General features: G+C 47.0%; 8 protein-coding genes and 1 pseudogene. 2 read left to right on the top strand and 7 right to left on the bottom strand.

Annotated features, from left to right (window positions below):
• Positions 1-191 precede the first annotated feature (191 nt).
• Entirely contained in the window at positions 192-1,262 is a 1,071-nt protein-coding gene (locus tag MiSe_RS13405; protein ID WP_226580032.1) for a RuBisCO accumulation factor 1, read from the top strand.
• Positions 1,263-1,341: 79 nt separating this feature from the next.
• On the opposite strand, the gene MiSe_RS13400 is transcribed toward MiSe_RS13405, so the two are convergent.
• A complete protein-coding gene (locus MiSe_RS13400; RefSeq protein ID WP_226580029.1) occupies positions 1,342-3,111 on the bottom strand; it encodes a glycosyltransferase family 39 protein in 1,770 nt (589 codons plus the stop codon).
• Positions 3,108-4,505 (bottom strand): serine/threonine protein kinase, encoded by a 1,398-nt coding sequence (locus tag MiSe_RS13395; RefSeq protein WP_226580025.1) that lies wholly within the window; start codon positions 4,503-4,505, stop codon positions 3,108-3,110. Before MiSe_RS13395 ends, MiSe_RS13400 begins: the two co-directional genes overlap by 4 nt.
• Positions 4,506-4,594: 89 nt before the next feature.
• Here MiSe_RS13395 and MiSe_RS13385 point away from each other — a divergent pair.
• A pseudogene (locus MiSe_RS13385) lies at positions 4,595-7,141 on the top strand (ATP-dependent helicase).
• A 39-nt stretch (positions 7,142-7,180) separates the two neighbouring features.
• Here the strand turns inward: MiSe_RS13385 and MiSe_RS13380 are convergent.
• The 5 genes from MiSe_RS13380 to MiSe_RS13360 all read right to left on the bottom strand — a co-directional run bounded on the left by MiSe_RS13380 (position 7,181) and on the right by MiSe_RS13360 (position 15,588).
• Complete coding sequence (locus MiSe_RS13380) at positions 7,181-10,354, bottom strand: CHAT domain-containing tetratricopeptide repeat protein (RefSeq protein WP_226580020.1); 3,174 nt, start codon at positions 10,352-10,354, stop codon at positions 7,181-7,183.
• Positions 10,355-10,427: 73 nt separating this feature from the next.
• Positions 10,428-12,611, bottom strand: a complete 2,184-nt coding sequence (locus MiSe_RS13375; protein ID WP_226580017.1) for a caspase family protein — start codon at positions 12,609-12,611, stop codon at positions 10,428-10,430.
• 767 nt (positions 12,612-13,378) lie between these two features.
• The gene (locus MiSe_RS13370; RefSeq protein WP_226580014.1) at positions 13,379-14,161 is read right to left on the bottom strand and encodes a DUF928 domain-containing protein; all 783 of its coding nucleotides are present in this window, start codon (positions 14,159-14,161) and stop codon (positions 13,379-13,381) included.
• Between the two features lie 122 nt (positions 14,162-14,283).
• Positions 14,284-15,204: an N-acetylmuramic acid 6-phosphate etherase gene (gene murQ, locus MiSe_RS13365; protein ID WP_226580011.1), complete on the bottom strand. Its 921-nt coding sequence runs from the start codon at positions 15,202-15,204 to the stop codon at positions 14,284-14,286.
• Between the two features lie 12 nt (positions 15,205-15,216).
• Positions 15,217-15,588: a DUF3110 domain-containing protein gene (locus tag MiSe_RS13360; protein ID WP_226580008.1), complete on the bottom strand. Its 372-nt coding sequence runs from the start codon at positions 15,586-15,588 to the stop codon at positions 15,217-15,219.
• Positions 15,589-16,070 lie beyond the last annotated feature (482 nt).

The raw sequence follows: 16,070 nt of genomic DNA, 5'->3' as shown, positions 1-16,070 counted from the left end.
AACCTTTTGATTTCTTAAACAACGTCTAAAGTACAAGGTACGCAATGATAACCTAATCTACCTTTAGATGGCTACGGTTGGATATCGGGTATTCTCGGTTTTTGTCATACTCGTTAGCTGGGAGGGTTGTTTAGGTCGCGATCGCGGTACAGTTTGAAAAGATCGGTAAGATCGCCAGTTTGTGAGGTTTTATGACCGACTTTTCACCCGATGCTCCCAACCCGAACCAGTTAGAATCTTTACTGCTGCGCCTCAGACGCAAAGAAGGTACTTGGGTTGAGTGGGGACAAGCTTGCGCTACGCTGCAAAAGGCGGGCTATGCTTCCCAAAAGATTTTTGAAGAAACTGGGTTTGAGCCAATCCAGCAAAATCAAGTGATCGTGGCTGCTCAAGTTTACACCAGTATGGTGAGTGCTGGGGTATCGGAGGAAGTGCGATCGCATTTTGAGCGCATTGGTAGCGATACACTATACGAGTTCCGCATTCTCAACCAATCCGAACGCGCCGCCGCCGCTACGTTTGTTTTAGCACACAAACTCGATTCTACAGATTCCCGCGAAGTCGCTAAAGCGATGAAAGAGTTTTCCCGCTTGCGGACTCTACCGAATGGGTTTTCCAACCATCCTGGCGATGCCCTCGCGTATATGTACTGGAAATTAGCGCGACAGCAGTCGGATTTGCAAGCGCGATCGCGTCTGATCGCCAGTGGGTTAAGATTTGCTCACAGCGATACGGCACGCCAACAAGTCGAAAAACTGCTAACCGATTTTACCGTCACGCCCAAGCGTCCTGCACCGATTTTACCAGTTTACCGCCTAGATTCAGAAGAAGAATTACCCCGCATTGTCCCCCTTGCCGGTAAACTGCCTTTGGGCGCTGGGGAATTTAAAGCTGTGCCGATGATTGACGAAAGCGGATCTTTCCGAATTGTCAAGTTTTCTGGTACAGGTGCTTGGGTAGCGATACCTGGATGGCAGGTGATTTTGGCTGCGGAAGATCCTGTGGGTATTTTATCTGATCGCTCTCTACTTCCCAACCAACAAACTAGCACCGGGGAAGAATTGCTAGTTGTTGTCGATCGCGCCGCACGGGAATGGGATGATAATAGTTATTTTATCGTCGAACAAGCCGAGCAATTGCTTTTCCAGTGGTTGGAAGAAGAAACCGATATTCCCATCCTGGGAAAGGTTATCGTCGTGATGCGTCCAAAGCGGATTTTGGACGAAGAAGTGACTAAAGATTTGTGGCAAATTGATGAATAGCTAATGGCTAATAGCTAATGGCTAATGGTAGAGCAGTCAAATATTCCCATGAGCAATTAGCAATTAGCTATTAGCAATTTTATTGGCAGCGATAAAGTTGATAAGGAATGCCGATGCGGTAGTGCTTTGTGGGGTCGATGGTACAATTTGTACCCCCTGAGAGTGGGAGTTGGGGGGGATAATCTTGAGGTTTGAGTCCTGGAATCACCAGCCATAAATTCAGCTGAGAAGTTGTAGGTGGTGACATTTGGGACAAGCTTTGCAAAACTGATAGGTAGTTAGGCGATCGCTCGTAAAATGCTAGGTATGTTCCCGCTATTTTCTCATCTCTAATTTTATCCAAAGCTAGGGCAAAACTCAAACCCAAAGCAACATCTTGATAATCGTTATATCCCATCACAACCGCCAAGGGTAATCCAGGTTCTCCGTTCATATTTTTAGCAACTTCTTGAGGGTTGTAAGGCTTTTGAAAGGCCAAATCATAAACCACAAAGATACAGCTAATAATGCCTACCAATAAAACTAAGGAAAGCCGGGTAAAAGTAGGAGAGGGAGTCAGGGAGAAAACCGGGGGACAAGGCGACGCGGGTAGGGAGATAAATTTCTTTATAGATCCCATTTTACCATCGGTTGGGATAACTAGACTGGCTGCTAGTAAAGCGGAAATAGCTGGGTAATAAACAAAGTTATAGCGAGGAACTACTGTGATATCTTTACCCATTAAATAGACTATGGCAAAGAATTCTAGCAACACGCAAGCGGTGAAACATAAAAGCGTCCAAGTACTCGAATGGGTGTCCGGTGTTTGCCACAGTTGCTTTAATCCTTTAAAAATCTGCAAAAACAGCCATATTCCAAATAAAATCATTAAAATTACCGCCGGAATTGCTATCCAAAGCGGGTAGTTCTCTACCGGCAATGCAATGACCATTAATATCCAACCTACTAAAGTTTGGAAAAAGGGGACGATATTATTAGGTTGGGGTATCCAATTCGTTTCTGGACGACCTACATCGCCCAGCATTAATGGTAGCCAAGGGATGAAAAATATTAGGGGTAGTAGGGAAAATGTAATAATTAAAGGCAGGTTGGCGGGTAAGATATTCGATAATTGATGATCTACTTTGTAGAATAGACCGAATAAAGTTACGATTTGGGCGATATAGGCGAGGATAAAAAAGTAGTGGACGTAAAAACCGATACTGTTTATGGCTAACCAAGCGATCCAAACTGATAATCGCAGCTGTTGCTTTTGGATGTCTTGTTGAATTTGGATTAGCGTTACTAGGGATAACGTTATTAGCAATACTGGTAGGGTGTAGTGACGTGCTTCTTGGGAGAGGTAGACGCCGAAGGGAGAAACCGCCACGATCGCAGCGGCGGTGAGTCCAGCAGCTGGGGAAAAGGCGATGCGGTTGAGATAATATATAGCTGCGATCGCAGAGACTCCAAATAAAGCAGGAAGCGATCGCAAATCCTTCGCCAGGGTTTCATACTCTAAGGGCGGGTTTAACCCAAATCGATCTCCAAAAACAGAGAATATCGTTAAACCTGCCTTTAACCAGTCGTGCATCAAGCAAAAAAATAGCGGTGGATGGGTTGACTGGGTAGCCAAATTATTAGCAATTTCAGCACAAGTAGCCGCTGCATTAAGCGTAAAAATTTGCCTAACTGTCTCTATGGGAAGCAATTTCTCTAATGGGACATCGCGATAATTGCGCCCCAAAGTCATTAAAGCGGTAATTACTTCATCCAACCATAGGGGTTTAAAGTCGAGGTGCCAAAACCGCAACCCTATCCCTACTACCATTACTAATGCCAAACCCAGATAGTGATAGGAAATCTTCATCGCGTCAAACTGGGACTATGCAACGGTTTTCTTAAGAAATTGGCGATTTCTTGTCCTAACCATTCTTTTTCGGGTGCAGTTAACCAAGCACCAATTCGGTGGGTGCGAATTCCTTCAATTAAATTGCACGCCGTGTAAGGTTGGGGAGTTTCGTTACTCAATAAAGCCGCTAATTGGTCTTGCAACCGCATAAACCGATTTAATTCTACCCGATCGATGTCTTGCGTCCGCCCTTGTACTTGGTAAAAGAAGCCAAGTAAAGAGTAGCGTAACCGGAAAGATTTTCTTTCCATCTCCAGTTTTGTTTTACCCAGGAGTTTGAACGCAGTTTTGACTAGCTTTACGATGCCAAACATCGAGGGGATGATCCCAACTAGGGGAAAGATCCAGATTAACGGACTAATAAAAGTAAAGCGCATGAAAGAGATCAATTGATATCCAATTATCAGCAAAATCAATCCCATAACGCATTGTCCCACATCCCAGTATCCCCACCCAGGGGGCGGAATTTCTGCTACCAGTTGCTGACTATTTTTGCTCAAAACAACGCGACTGCGCGCCGGACGAGTGCGTTTTGGGGTAATAGCAGCATCTCCGCGCAAAACTGCGATCGCTTGCTTGGCAGAGGAAAAACGGTCTTCTACGGCGGGTTCTAGGAGTTTATGCAACCATTCAGCGAATTCTGGGGATATGTCTAGACGCGATCGCAAATCCATTTTCAGCTGCCGGTGGGATAATTCGGCGGGCAAGCGATGGGTGAGTAAAAATAATAACGTTGCCCCCATTCCGTATAAATCGGAAGCGGGAAAGGCTTGTCCTCGAAATTGTTCCGGTGCCATATAACCGTAGGTTCCCACTACAGTCCTGCCGCTGAGAGTATTTTGATACTTGGCCTGTACGGAACCAAAATCGACTAAAAATATCTGTCCGTCGTCGCGCCGGATGATATTTTGCGGTTTAATATCGCGGTGGATGACGGGTGGCGTCAGCGAGTGCAGATAGTTGAGGACATCCAAAATTTGGGCGGCGATGTGGCGCACTTGGGGTTCCGTGGCGTGCCAACCATCTTGGACGAGAGAATAAAGCGATCGCCCACTAGCCAATTCTTGCACCAGATAAAAACCTTGGTGGGAGGGCGTATCTACCTGAAAGTAATCTAGATAGCGGGGAATTGCCGGATGGTTGAGATGGGATAAAACCCGCGCTTCGCGTTCAAATAATTCTAAAGCTTTCCAGTCAGTAATCCGTTGCAGCGACAATTCTTTGAGTGCTACGTGCTTTCCTGCGTGCAAGTCAACCGACTCGTAAGTCGTTCCCACACCACCTTGCCCCAAAATGCTGATAATTTGATACCGTTGGGCAAGAATTTCTCCCGGTTGGTGAAGCAGTTCCATAAAGCTGATTCCACTTGGAGGTTGTAAATTTGATCCTATGTAGCTATATAGAAAAAGTTTGCGCTAGTTGTTGCTCCGGCTAATATAAAATGTCAATCGATCCTAATGATATCGATCCGCAATCAATTTCGTCGGCGTCAGATTCTGAGTATAGACAATCTCCAGGGAGTGATGCAGTCCCAGTAGGTCGAGGGACTGAAGTCCCTACTACAAACGGTGGTTTTGCTTTGGCGTTGCGCGAGGAAGCTTTGCAACGACTGCGAAACCGCCTGCGCCTAGGAAAATAGTCAATGGCAGATTGGAAAGGGGGGCCATTAGCGGTTTGGGCCGTTTCCGGTGCGGGAAAATCTACAGGGATGGCGGTAGCGGCGGCGATCGCGATCGCTCGCAATCAACTCCACTCTCGCCATCAATTAATCGTAGTTACTTTTACTCGTTCTGCTGCTGCCAATATTAAAGCTAAAATTCGCGAATGCTTGCAAAAAGATTTATCATTACCACAAGTTGGATTTATTGTCCAGACTCTACACGGTTTAGCCTTAAATATTGCCGCCCGCCATTCAGATTTATCGGGTATAAATTTGGATAATCTAACTGTCGTAACGCCGAATCAAAGTCACCGTTTAATTCGGGCGGCGGTAGACAGATGGATTGCCAACAATCCTAGAAGGTATCAAATTTTACTCGAAGGGCAACAATTTGATGGGGAAGAAACGGAAAGATTGCGCCGTCAGTCGGTATTGCGGACTGAAGTATTGCCGAATCTGGCTCAAACAGTGATACACGAAGCCAAAAGTTCGGGTTATTTACCGGAGGATTTATGGAGGTTGAGCGAACAAGGAAGGGATGGGTATGGGATACTAGCGATCGCGGCAGGTTTATACGAACAGTATCAGAATTTGTTGAAAAGTCGAGACTTTATCGACTACGACGAAATGATTTTGGCAGCTTTGCGCGTCTTAGAAAATGACAGCGCCAGACGTTTGTGGTAAAAGCAAGTTTTCGCCGTCTTTGAAGAAGACGAAGCGCAAGATTCTTCACCGTTGCAAACTCGACTATTAGAAATTCTCGCAACTGATAGCCCAGGTGAGCAGATGAGCAGGGGAGCAGGTGAGCAGAGGAGCAGGTGAGCAGATGAGCAGGGGAGCAGGTGAGCAGGTGAGCAGGTGAGCAATTACCAATTACCAATTACCAATTACCAATTACCAATTACCAATTACCAATTACCCAAAATCAACGTGCGAGTTGGCGATCCAAATCAAGCGATTAATTCGACTTTTACACCCGCCGATCCGATTTATTTTCGTCAATTTTGCTCGCAATGCCAAACTCAAGGACTGCTGGCGACAATGGATGTTGCTGGTCGCAGCAGTCGGATTATTATCGAGGCAGCTAATTTTGTTTTAGATTGGGTTAATCGCTCGAAATTAGCTGGAACTGAACAACCGTTTCGCCATCAAATTATTCACCCAGTTGCACCGGATGACCCCCAACCAGATGCCAATCCTCAACCTGAAGGGAGAGGGTTAGAAATATATACGCCCCGCGATATTCATCAGACGGTGCAACTAATTGGCGAACGGGCAATAGAGTTATTCGCAAATGCTGCTTCCGGGGAAAATCGTCGGTCGGCGGCGGTGTTGGTGCGGACGAATGACCAAGGGAGATTTGTGGCTCAGCAGTTGCGACAATTGTATGGAAATCGACTGGCAATATATGAAGTAGCAGAAAGCGATCGCCACTCCCACGTCCCGGCAGAAATACTCAGCATCCTGCAATTTCTAGACCGTCCCCACTCTCCCGATTACCTCAAATCTGCCTTGGAAGTACTGGTCAAACGCAAATTAATTGACCCGCAAGACCTCAACGCCCTTGCTAGTTTACCAGAACAATTTCTCTATCCCGGCCCTTTAGATCCACCCCAAACAGAATCGGTCTTAAAAGCGCGTCGTTTCTGTTGCAGCTTGCTGCGCGCCAGAATGGAATTACCTCAATATCAGTTAATTTCTTTTGTCGCTTTATCCTTAAATTACGACCAAACCGAACTCGCCACCGCTGATAAATTAGCCGACCGAATTTCGCGAGCCACTAGCGATAATCGTTCCATGTCTGCCACGATTAATGCTTTGAGCGAAATTGTCAGTTCAGAAAAGTTTGAACCCGTAGATGCAGATGGAAATGAAAGTCAATATACCCAATCGGGTAGATTGACAATTATTACCATGCACAAAGCTAAAGGATTGGACTGGGATTATGTCTTCATTCCGTTTTTACATGCGGCGATGATTCCGGGTAATTTAAGAGTACCGACACCCACGCAATTTTTAGGAGATTTTACCTTAGCAGAAGTAGCGCGGGCGCAAATTCGTGCCAGTTTGCACGGGCAATATCCTTTGCCAGAAGTTGCTCAAGCTTGGGAACAAGCGGGTTATTTGAAAACAGCAGAAGAATTTCGCCTGCTTTACGTTGCTATGACAAGGGCGAAGCGTTTGTTATGGATGTCTGCGGCGCAAAAAGCACCATTTACTTGGAGTAAACCAGATAATTTACAAGACCAAGCACCTTGCCCGGTTATACCAGCATTAAAAAGTCAGTTTCCGCGCTCAGTGGTTTATTTGTCTATGACGCGGAGTTGAGCGCTAGACTGAAGCCGATTTTTGCAAATCACCCTGGCTCTATTCAGCTTCGCCAATCAGCGTAAACGCCGCCCAATCTTTGGGATTCGGGTGTTGTTGCTTGGTCGTCAGCATGGCCTGCCGCAGCGCCTGAGCCTTATTGGGGTTCTTTGGCAAATTTTGATAAAATTCGGTCATCAAGGATGCTGTAGGGGCGTCTGGCACTGACCAGAGCGACACAATTATACTGGGTACACCCGCACTAATTAAGCTGCGAGACAATCCAATCACGCCATCGCCAGTAATTCGTCCTCTGCCTGTATCGCAAGCACTCAGGACTACTAATTCGGCAGAAAGTTTCAAATCGAGGATTTCTTCGGCGGTGAGTAAGCCGTTATCCTTGTCAGAGGGAGCTAGAGCGATCGCACTCCCCAATCCCCGCACATCATCTAATAACCCATGCGTTGCCAGATGAATGATTCGCGCCGAAGGTAGCATCTGTAAAATGGCTGCTTTAGTGGCGTCTTTGCCGATCAGGGGTTTGGTGGAAAGGAGGGGAGCGATCGCAATTGCTTCCTTTTCCGCATTGGGGAGAGGAGCCAGGGGTTGCGGCGGCTGACCAAATTTGGGCATGGTAGGATTTCCCACAACAACCGCATCTTTTAAGGCTGCTTGGCGAACCTTTTCCCATTGCTGGTGGGTTAGTTGGAGTACCTCAATCGCGGGAGCGGTGAGAATGGTATGTTTTTCAATCAAGTATTTGCCTTGTTGATCTTGGAGTGCGGGGAAGGGAACCAGGAACAACTCACCTTGCGGGATGAAGATGACTTTCGCGTTGGGGTCATTGGGCAACAAGTCAGCAATGGGTTCAATCAGGAATTTATGGAGTTGCTGCAATTTTTCGGTAAGACTTGCTGGCGACTGTCTCGCTCCTGGTCTGGGACGCCAGCCAAGAATGGGGAGACTCCGGACACCGATGGATTCGCGACTGCTAAAAACTAACTCTTCTAAAGAGGTCTTTTGTTGCTGCCATAGGGGTTTGAGATTGCTGCGACGAAACACCACTTCACCTGTGGGTTTGATGACCCAAATATAGAGTTCTGATTTTGAATTTTGGTTGACAGCTTTGAATTGACCAGGCAGAATAAATTGAGTCGGATCGTAAGTAATTGAATACTCAACGAGAGTAGCATTTTCTTGCTTGGCAATGCGTTTAATTTGCTCAATTGTCGGGGGGTTAATGGAGGATTGAGCGTCGCGCTGGGGAGATAACCGCTTCGTCAGTAATTCCACGAAGGCACGTCCCCTCCCCCGCTCGGCAATTTCTAGAGCGGCATCAGTTTTGTTTTGGGCAATCAGGACTTGTTCGAGCAGCCTGTAAGCTTCAGATTGGATGTCAAAAATCGACACCTTGTAGGTATATTGTTCGCCCAATCCGGATCTAACAGATTCATAACCGGCAATAGTTTCGCGCAAAGCTTTTTCTGCTTCTGGAAGATTGCCAGCCAGAAAGAGAACATAGCCTAGTTCTTCTTTAGCAGTTGCTCGATCGAAAAGGCTTTCGCTGTTCTGCGCGATCGCTACACTTTGTTGAGCGTAGTCAATTGCTTTAGCCTGTTCTCCCTGAACCGCATAAGCTCTTGCCAAAAATCTTAGTTCTATTCCCTCTATCTGGCGATTGATCGACTCAAACTGAGGCCGTTTGTCTTGCCGAACCAGTGCTAAAGACTGCTCGTAGTAGGGGATAGCTTGGCGATAGTCTCCCAGGACAGAGTAGGCAATTCCCAAATTTGATAGAGCGTTAGCCTCTTCAGAGGAAAAGTTGAATTTCCTTGCCAATAATAAACCTTGCTGGAAGTAATCGAGCGCTTTGCTATAGTCTCCGGTTCCAAAAAGATAAGTAGACCCCAACCTTCCCAAAACCTCTACTTCTTTCCGGTGCAAGTAGTTAATCTTTCGTTTCTCTTGACTAGAAATATTCTGTTCTTGTCTCTGGCTATTGTTGAAGGATCGTACAGTTGCTAAATTCTGTTGATTATACTCAAGGGCTTTGTCAAAGTCTCCCAAAGTTAAGTAAGTGTCTGCTAGGCTTTCTAGAGACTGTACCTTCAGGACGATATCATTAAATTGTTGCGCGATCGCCAAACTCTTCTCAAAGTATTCAATCGCTTTTGTATAATCGTCTATTCCTTGATAAATAGTCCCAAGTTCTCTCAGCGCTGTACCCTCTCTCTGGGGGTCTTTAAGTTCCTGCGCTAGTCTCAATTCCTGCTGGAGTGACTCGCTCAATTTGGCAAAGTCTCCGAGTAAATTATAAGCGATTCTCAAAGATCCCAGATCGATCTCTTCTAACTTCAAAGCCATCTCTTTGAATTCGGTGTTTTTGAGTTCTCGCGCTATGCTCAAGCTCTGCTGATAGAACTCAATCGCTTTGGCAGGTTGTCCGATGACCAGATAAGCATCACCTAGATTTCCCAGCGCCTGTCCCTCTAGGAGACGGTTGTTAATTGACCGCGCGATCGCCAAACTTTGCTCGAAATATTCAATCGCTTTGGTATGATCTTCTAATTGTTTGTAAATCATGCCCAGATTGAGCAGAGTATACCCCTCTGCCTGATGGTTTTTTAGTTGCCGCGCAATTATCAAATTCTGTTGATAGACATCAATCGCTTTGGCAGTGTTTCCCAGGAAGTTGTAAGTAAATCCCAGCTCCATCATAATTTGGAGTTCCAGTGCTTGGTCTTTGAGTTCTCGTGCGATCGTCCAAACCTGTTGATAGGACTCAATAGCTTTGGCGTAATCTCCCAGGACAAAGTAAGCTTTTCCCAGAAAATACAGAGCTTCCCACTCTAACTTACGGTTGCGGATTGACTGGGCGATCGCCAAACTCTGTTGATAGGACTCAATAGCTTTGTTAGAGTTTCCTAGCAAAAGGTAAGCAGTGCCTAGATTTCTCAGAGTCTTCCCCTCTCCCTGTCGGTCTTTGATTTCCCGATAAATATTGAGCGCTTTTTGCAAAGGCTGCAAAGCTGCCTCAGCTTGACCGGCATTCAGATGCTCAATCCCTTGCTGAAACAGCCTATCTGCTTCGGCTTTTCTACTATCCTGGGCTTGAACTAACACCGATGAATTTTGAATTTTAGATGGGGGATTTTGGGTTGATTGACAATCGCTAAGTGTCAGGGTGGCGAGGATAGTAAGGAGGGCAATAAGTCCAATTTTTGGAAGTTGCATATCTGCCTCCAAGTGGTAAATGCGGTTAATTTATAGAGTGTTGATTGGCATAAAAGATGCTAATTATGAACCACTAAATCACTTCAAACGTGATGGACAGTGCTGCTATTTCAGCAGCGCGAACCTTGTACCTGACTCCTACAACGGGGCCATTGCCACTGCGATCGCTACTCAGGTCGCTCAACAAATCGCCCATCACATCTTCAGCACTGCGCGAACCGCGACCCAAAACTACCGGGCCGCGAGATTGTTGCAACTCCTGTGCCAAAGATTGCAACGTCAACAAGGCTTTCTTGAGCGGTGAAATGCTGGCAATAATCAGCATCTCCCCAATTCCTTTGGCCTGGGCGACCAACTCAAACTCATCTTGATTTGTGTTAGGAATCTGTAGAGTTTGCCCCGCTTCCAATCGTGTCGCCTCCTCTGACTGCCGCCACTGATTGGGAAACAGAACGGTGAGTCCTCCAGTGGGGTCAACTAATAGAATGCTGAGATAGAGAGGGCGAGTTTCCTGGTTCGTCACCTGGAACTGAATTGGCGTACCCAGCGGTAACTTGTGGGAAAGGGTTGCGCTTCTCTCTCTACTGATACCGCTACGAGCAGTGAAAGCCTGGGCAATCAACTGATTCTGACCTTCTGGGTGCATCGAGGCTGTCACTTTCAACCGAGATGAGTTGGCATTCAAGGTCATCTTGACAATTCGGACTGCCAGTAAAGATTTGAGTTTGGCCTCTAAACGGCTGACTGCTTTGGTCACCGTCTCCCCCGCTTCCCCAAACGAATCGGGAATCACCTCGTCTCGTCCAGGAGAAAATAAGCTGATACTGGCTTCTGCTGGAACCTCAGCTTGCCCCTTGCTTGAGAATGCTTGACGATCGGCAGCCGTTATCCGACCCAAAAGGTACTGCACGTCACCCTGATACGGAACATTGACCGCTTCGATGCGCTTAATCGCTTGCAGCGCCTGTTTTGCCGCACTCGCATCCGCACCCAAAGAGAGGTCAAGACCGATGCGGAGTTTCAAATCGCTGGGAATCGCCCTTGCTGCTTCCTGCAATAGCGCCCCCTCTTTAGCAGCACCCTCCAGCTTGGCTTTCCCGATTAATCCCTGGCGGGATTCTAGCGTTACCTGTCCCGCACTGCCACCGCTGGCATCAACAATGGTGAATATGGCCTCTTTGTCAAAGGCTGCCAAACTTTCTCGATCGATTCCTCCCAACCACAATGTTGCTTGATTCCCTTTAACTTCGATGATGACTGCTTCAGCGGGGGGGACTTGTTGATCGATGAAATAGACGGGTTTCTTTTCATTTCCGCTTTGGGGTTGAACATCGGTGAGGGGGACTTGGAAGGAAAGGGGTTTGATGTCGCGGATAATGTTAGCGATCGCATTTTCCACATTCCCCGTTTGCTGCCAAAGATACTGCGTCATCAGGTAGGTAAACGCTCCGGCATAGAATTCACTAAATGGCGCATCTGCCGCTCTTTGATTGCGCTGAGCCGCAGCGATGACGACGCCTTTGGCTACTCCCTGCCGACGCTGGGTGATAAAATCTTGAGGCGAAAGATTCAATCTCGATAACCACTGCTCTTGATACCCTTTTTCAGCCGCAGAAATTTGTAGCTGACTGCCTCCATCGCGAGAGCGAATTCGGAAGTTTCCCCTCGTGCCGCCGCCAGAGTAACAACTATCCAAAACCACCGTAAGATTTTCGCTGGGTACAGCTTTCATCAGCAGGAATAAGGTATGTCCCATGATGTCCTGCACGACACCCCCTTGTTGGGGGAATCCAGATGGTAACCCCGCATCAATTGGCACAAAAGTGCCGTTGAGTCTATCGGGAAAATCTTTATCTGGATCGGCGACGCGGGAACCATGTCCAGAGTAATGAAATACGACTACATCCTCTGGTTTTGCTTGCTTAATCAGATGCTCTTCAAACGCTGTCAAAATGCCCTGGCGACTGGCTTGGGCGTTGGTTAAGGTGATGATGTCTTTTGGGTTAAAGCCAAAGCGGTAAATTAAAAGTTCCCGCTGCAATTCCACATCGGTGATGCATCCCCTTAAAGGTGTAAATTCCTTGGTATTGGCATAGTCATTGATGCCAACCAGTAAGGCGAGTTTGCGAGAAGTATTTTGAGCGAGGCTCCTGGCGTATCGGTCACCTTGGCGTTGAATGTAGAATTGGTTGCAGCCCCAGGTTGCCAGAGCAGATCCAGCAAATAGTAAGAACTGGCGGCGAGAAATGCGGAACATAACCAACTTCTCCTGATGCCATCTAAGTGATTTTGCTGTCGAGGTTACGACCGTGCTGGTTAACTCCTATACTGTCTTCGTTCCGATGCGATCGCTAGTCTAATTTGACCTTTTGTAGTTCATAGTTAGCTTTACCAGTATCAATTGGGTGCTTGACTTGCAAGGCTAGGTAAGCTGAATATTTTTTAACTTATCCAACCTATCGAGTTTTTGTATTAATTTTTGTTTCAATCATTTGAGATTTTTAATGTTAATTTTTTTGACAAATTGGAGAATATAATGTTAGTAATTGTGTAGTTTATTGTCAATTTAATTGACAATAAACTCTAGTAAAATATATAGCACAAAAAGCCGTGGTTTACCTGTATCTAAAGATCCAAGGGGGCAAGGGGGGAATAGTCATATCATGTCCGCGAGAGATCAGTTGTGTATAGTTGATTGTGCGAAAAAGCGTTTTTTCTCCCCTTTGCTCCCCCATCCCCTTTGCTCCCCCAGCTCTCCAAACGCAACCGATGCAACCGGACACGATATCAGTTGGCGGCGGTGTTGGTGCGGACAAAAACCTTGTCCGGTTATACCAGCATTAAAAAGTCAGTTTCCGCGCTCGGTGGTTTATTTGTCAATGACCCGCAGTAACGGGTAATGAGGATTTGAGATTTCAGATTTGAGATTTCAGATTTGAGGGATTTGAGATTTCAGATTTGAGATTTCAGATTTAATTCAAATCTAAAATCTGCCATCTCAAATCTGCAATTACCCATTACCAATTACCTATTATCAACTAAAGGCTCTTGAACAAATGCTTGCAGTCCGGCTGTTGTTAACAGTAATTCCCAGTTTTGCTGCCATTCGGTTTGAGGTTGAGAGGGCAGAAGTTTCACTCGACTTGCCAAAGCATCGAACCAGATTCCAGCTTCTGCATACAACGCTGGGAGCGTTTCTGGTGTAGCATTTTTTATCTGAGCTGCTAAAGTTTCGCTCTGTTCGATGCGCTCGATCCAAGCTGGGGGACTACTGACGCTGTCGCTGCGATCTTCGGGGTCGCAAATTAATACAAACGACCACTGATACTGCTTGCCAATTTCTAGCGATCTCGCTGTCGCCGGAAGGCTGATACTAACAATACCGGGCTGGTAAGGTAGAGCAAATCTTGTTCTATAAACCAGCCGGTTATTTCGCTCTCTAAGGACAAACTCTCCTTGCTTAGCATTAGATTTTGGAATATATCCAAAAAATGTCGGATGTTCAGATACCGTTAATCCTATATTTCCCGTCGGAATTAAAGGTTTTAATTTATTCCTTTCGCTCAAGGCTATGCACGAACTCCCCCTAGTTCCCGCGCCTTCTGTTACAGCGGGGGCGCCGCGATTGGGGGGTCGAAATGTTTGAGCAATTTCCCAACTGGGGTTTATTTTTGCATCTGGAAAAGGTGGCTCGAATTGTTTTTGTCCTGATATTGAGAAACCAGGGGCGATAAATAATTCTAGAGAGACTGCCGTCATGCTGACAATTGATAGTGCATACTTGATCGGAGCGCTTGGAAATCCCACTTGCCTTCTGCTAGTCGAGCAAAGCGCTGTAGAGCGTATCTTGTACATGTGAGTCCGCTACAGAAAGATACCAAGTAAATATAGATACAAAGGGGAACTTTTTAGTTCCGTTAACCCTAGCGCTATTCTAATTGTTGATAGCTAGTGACGGCTTGCCTTAAATTGCCTTGATGCTGCTCAAGTAAGCTCGCGCCTTCTTCGGTTTCTAATCCCGTCCAGTGCATCAGCAGCGCTAGTTTCACATTCCTGCCGCTGCGCTCTAGTAGAACGGCGGCTTCGTGTCGTTCTATACCGGCGAGGTCTTGCAAGATGCGTAAGGCGCGATCGCGTAATTTACTATTCGTCACCGCAACATCCACCATGCGATTGCCGTATACTTTCCCCAACTGCACCATGACGCTGGTAGAAAGGATATTCAACGCCATTTTGGTCACCGTCCCGGCTTTGAGGCGCGTCGATCCGGCTACTATTTCTGGCCCTACTAACAAGCGAATGTCAATATCGGCACTCGTATTGACTTGTTCGGCGGGGACGCAAGCGATAAAAATCGTCGTAGCGCCCCTAGATTTAGCGGCTTGCAACGCGCCTTGTACGTAGGGCGTGGTGCCTCCGGCGGTGATGCCGACTACTACATCGAGTTGGGTAATTTGTCTTTGGCCGATCGCAGTTTCCCCATCCTCGGCTTTATCTTCCAAATCTTCCGAACTCCGCACCAACGCCCCCGCTCCTCCGGCAATAATTCCCTGTACCATTTCCGCAGGCGTGCAAAACGTCGGCGGACACTCGGCTGCATCCAAAACCCCTAACCGCCCGCTCGTCCCAGCTCCCACATAAAATAACCTTCCCCCTTGACGTAACGCCTTTGATGTGATATTGATAGCCTCGGCGAGTTGAGTACGGGCATTAGCGATCGCCGCCAGAGTTTGGGCATCTTCTTGATTAAACAGATCCACCAATTCGAGGGCAGTCAGCTGGTCTAAATTGCGACTGTTGGGATTGATCTGTTCGGTCAGAAGATGACCCCGGTCTTGCAAATTTGTCATGTTTATCCTTGATTACAACAGTCCTTCGAGTTGGCGGCGAATGCGGTCAAGATCGGACTCAGGCATTTGAGATTGACTGGCGTCCGCTTGCCAGTCGGTTTGTTCCATGTTCGCTTCGGGCGGGATAAACAAAGCGCCTTCGGGAATAAATTCGCAATCATAGTCAGCACTTTGGCAAAACTCTTTGATTTCCTCCGGATCGATTGCTTCCACGGTAGGCGTGGGGAAATCTTGCGCTTCCAACATTAAAGCAACGCGGGTGGCGTCGTCCTCTGACTCAAACATCAACACCTTATTGCGATCGGCAATGCGGATGGTGTGAATGCCCTCATTTTCCGTCCGAGCGTTAAATAGCAGCACAAATACGCGCTCACTTGTAGTCATAATCGCTCCCAAAGTCCAATCATCAGCAACTTAACCCCATAATTTGTCCTATCGGCTCCTACGAGTCAAGTTAGCGTTCCTCAATTTTTGCACTTCCCGATCCAAAATAGTTACGGAAAAAACCAACAACAAGCCCCATCCTGTGGTAGATTCTCTTCCGGAGTTTCGATCCAGTAACATCTACAAAATCTGGCAACAATTGGGCAGCACCAGTCGTCGTGTCACCAGGTTATGAACGCGCTTCTCTCTCCTAGTTCCTCTCTCAAAAGGGCGACCTTTGTCTTTGCCCGTCCCCCTTTGTAGTAGGCGAATAGAGCGCCTACTACAAACTGCCTTCTACAAACGGGGGCGCTTTAGCGCCTACTACAAACTGCCTTCTACAAACGGGGGCGCTTTAGCGCCTACTACAAACTGCCTTCTACAAACGGGGGCGCTTTAGCGCCTACTACAAACTGCCTTCTACAAACGGGGGCGCTTTAGCG

This window comes from Microseira wollei NIES-4236 (assembly GCF_020521235.1).
Taxonomy (GTDB): domain Bacteria; phylum Cyanobacteriota; class Cyanobacteriia; order Cyanobacteriales; family Aerosakkonemataceae; genus Microseira; species Microseira wollei.
This window is presented reverse-complemented; position numbering and strand designations above follow the sequence as displayed.

What these genes read in the sequence shown, in the direction of transcription:
- MiSe_RS13360 (WP_226580008.1), bottom strand. Translation starts at nt 15,588, where the DNA reads ATGACTACAAGTGAGCGCGTATTTGTGCTGCTATTTAACGCTCGGACG.
- murQ (WP_226580011.1), bottom strand. Translation starts at nt 15,204, where the DNA reads ATGACAAATTTGCAAGACCGGGGTCATCTTCTGACCGAACAGATCAAT.
- MiSe_RS13380 (WP_226580020.1), bottom strand. Translation starts at nt 10,354, where the DNA reads ATGCAACTTCCAAAAATTGGACTTATTGCCCTCCTTACTATCCTCGCC.
- MiSe_RS13375 (WP_226580017.1), bottom strand. Translation starts at nt 12,611, where the DNA reads ATGTTCCGCATTTCTCGCCGCCAGTTCTTACTATTTGCTGGATCTGCT.
- MiSe_RS13405 (WP_226580032.1), top strand. Translation starts at nt 192, where the DNA reads ATGACCGACTTTTCACCCGATGCTCCCAACCCGAACCAGTTAGAATCT.
- MiSe_RS13395 (WP_226580025.1), bottom strand. Translation starts at nt 4,505, where the DNA reads ATGGAACTGCTTCACCAACCGGGAGAAATTCTTGCCCAACGGTATCAA.
- MiSe_RS13400 (WP_226580029.1), bottom strand. Translation starts at nt 3,111, where the DNA reads ATGAAGATTTCCTATCACTATCTGGGTTTGGCATTAGTAATGGTAGTA.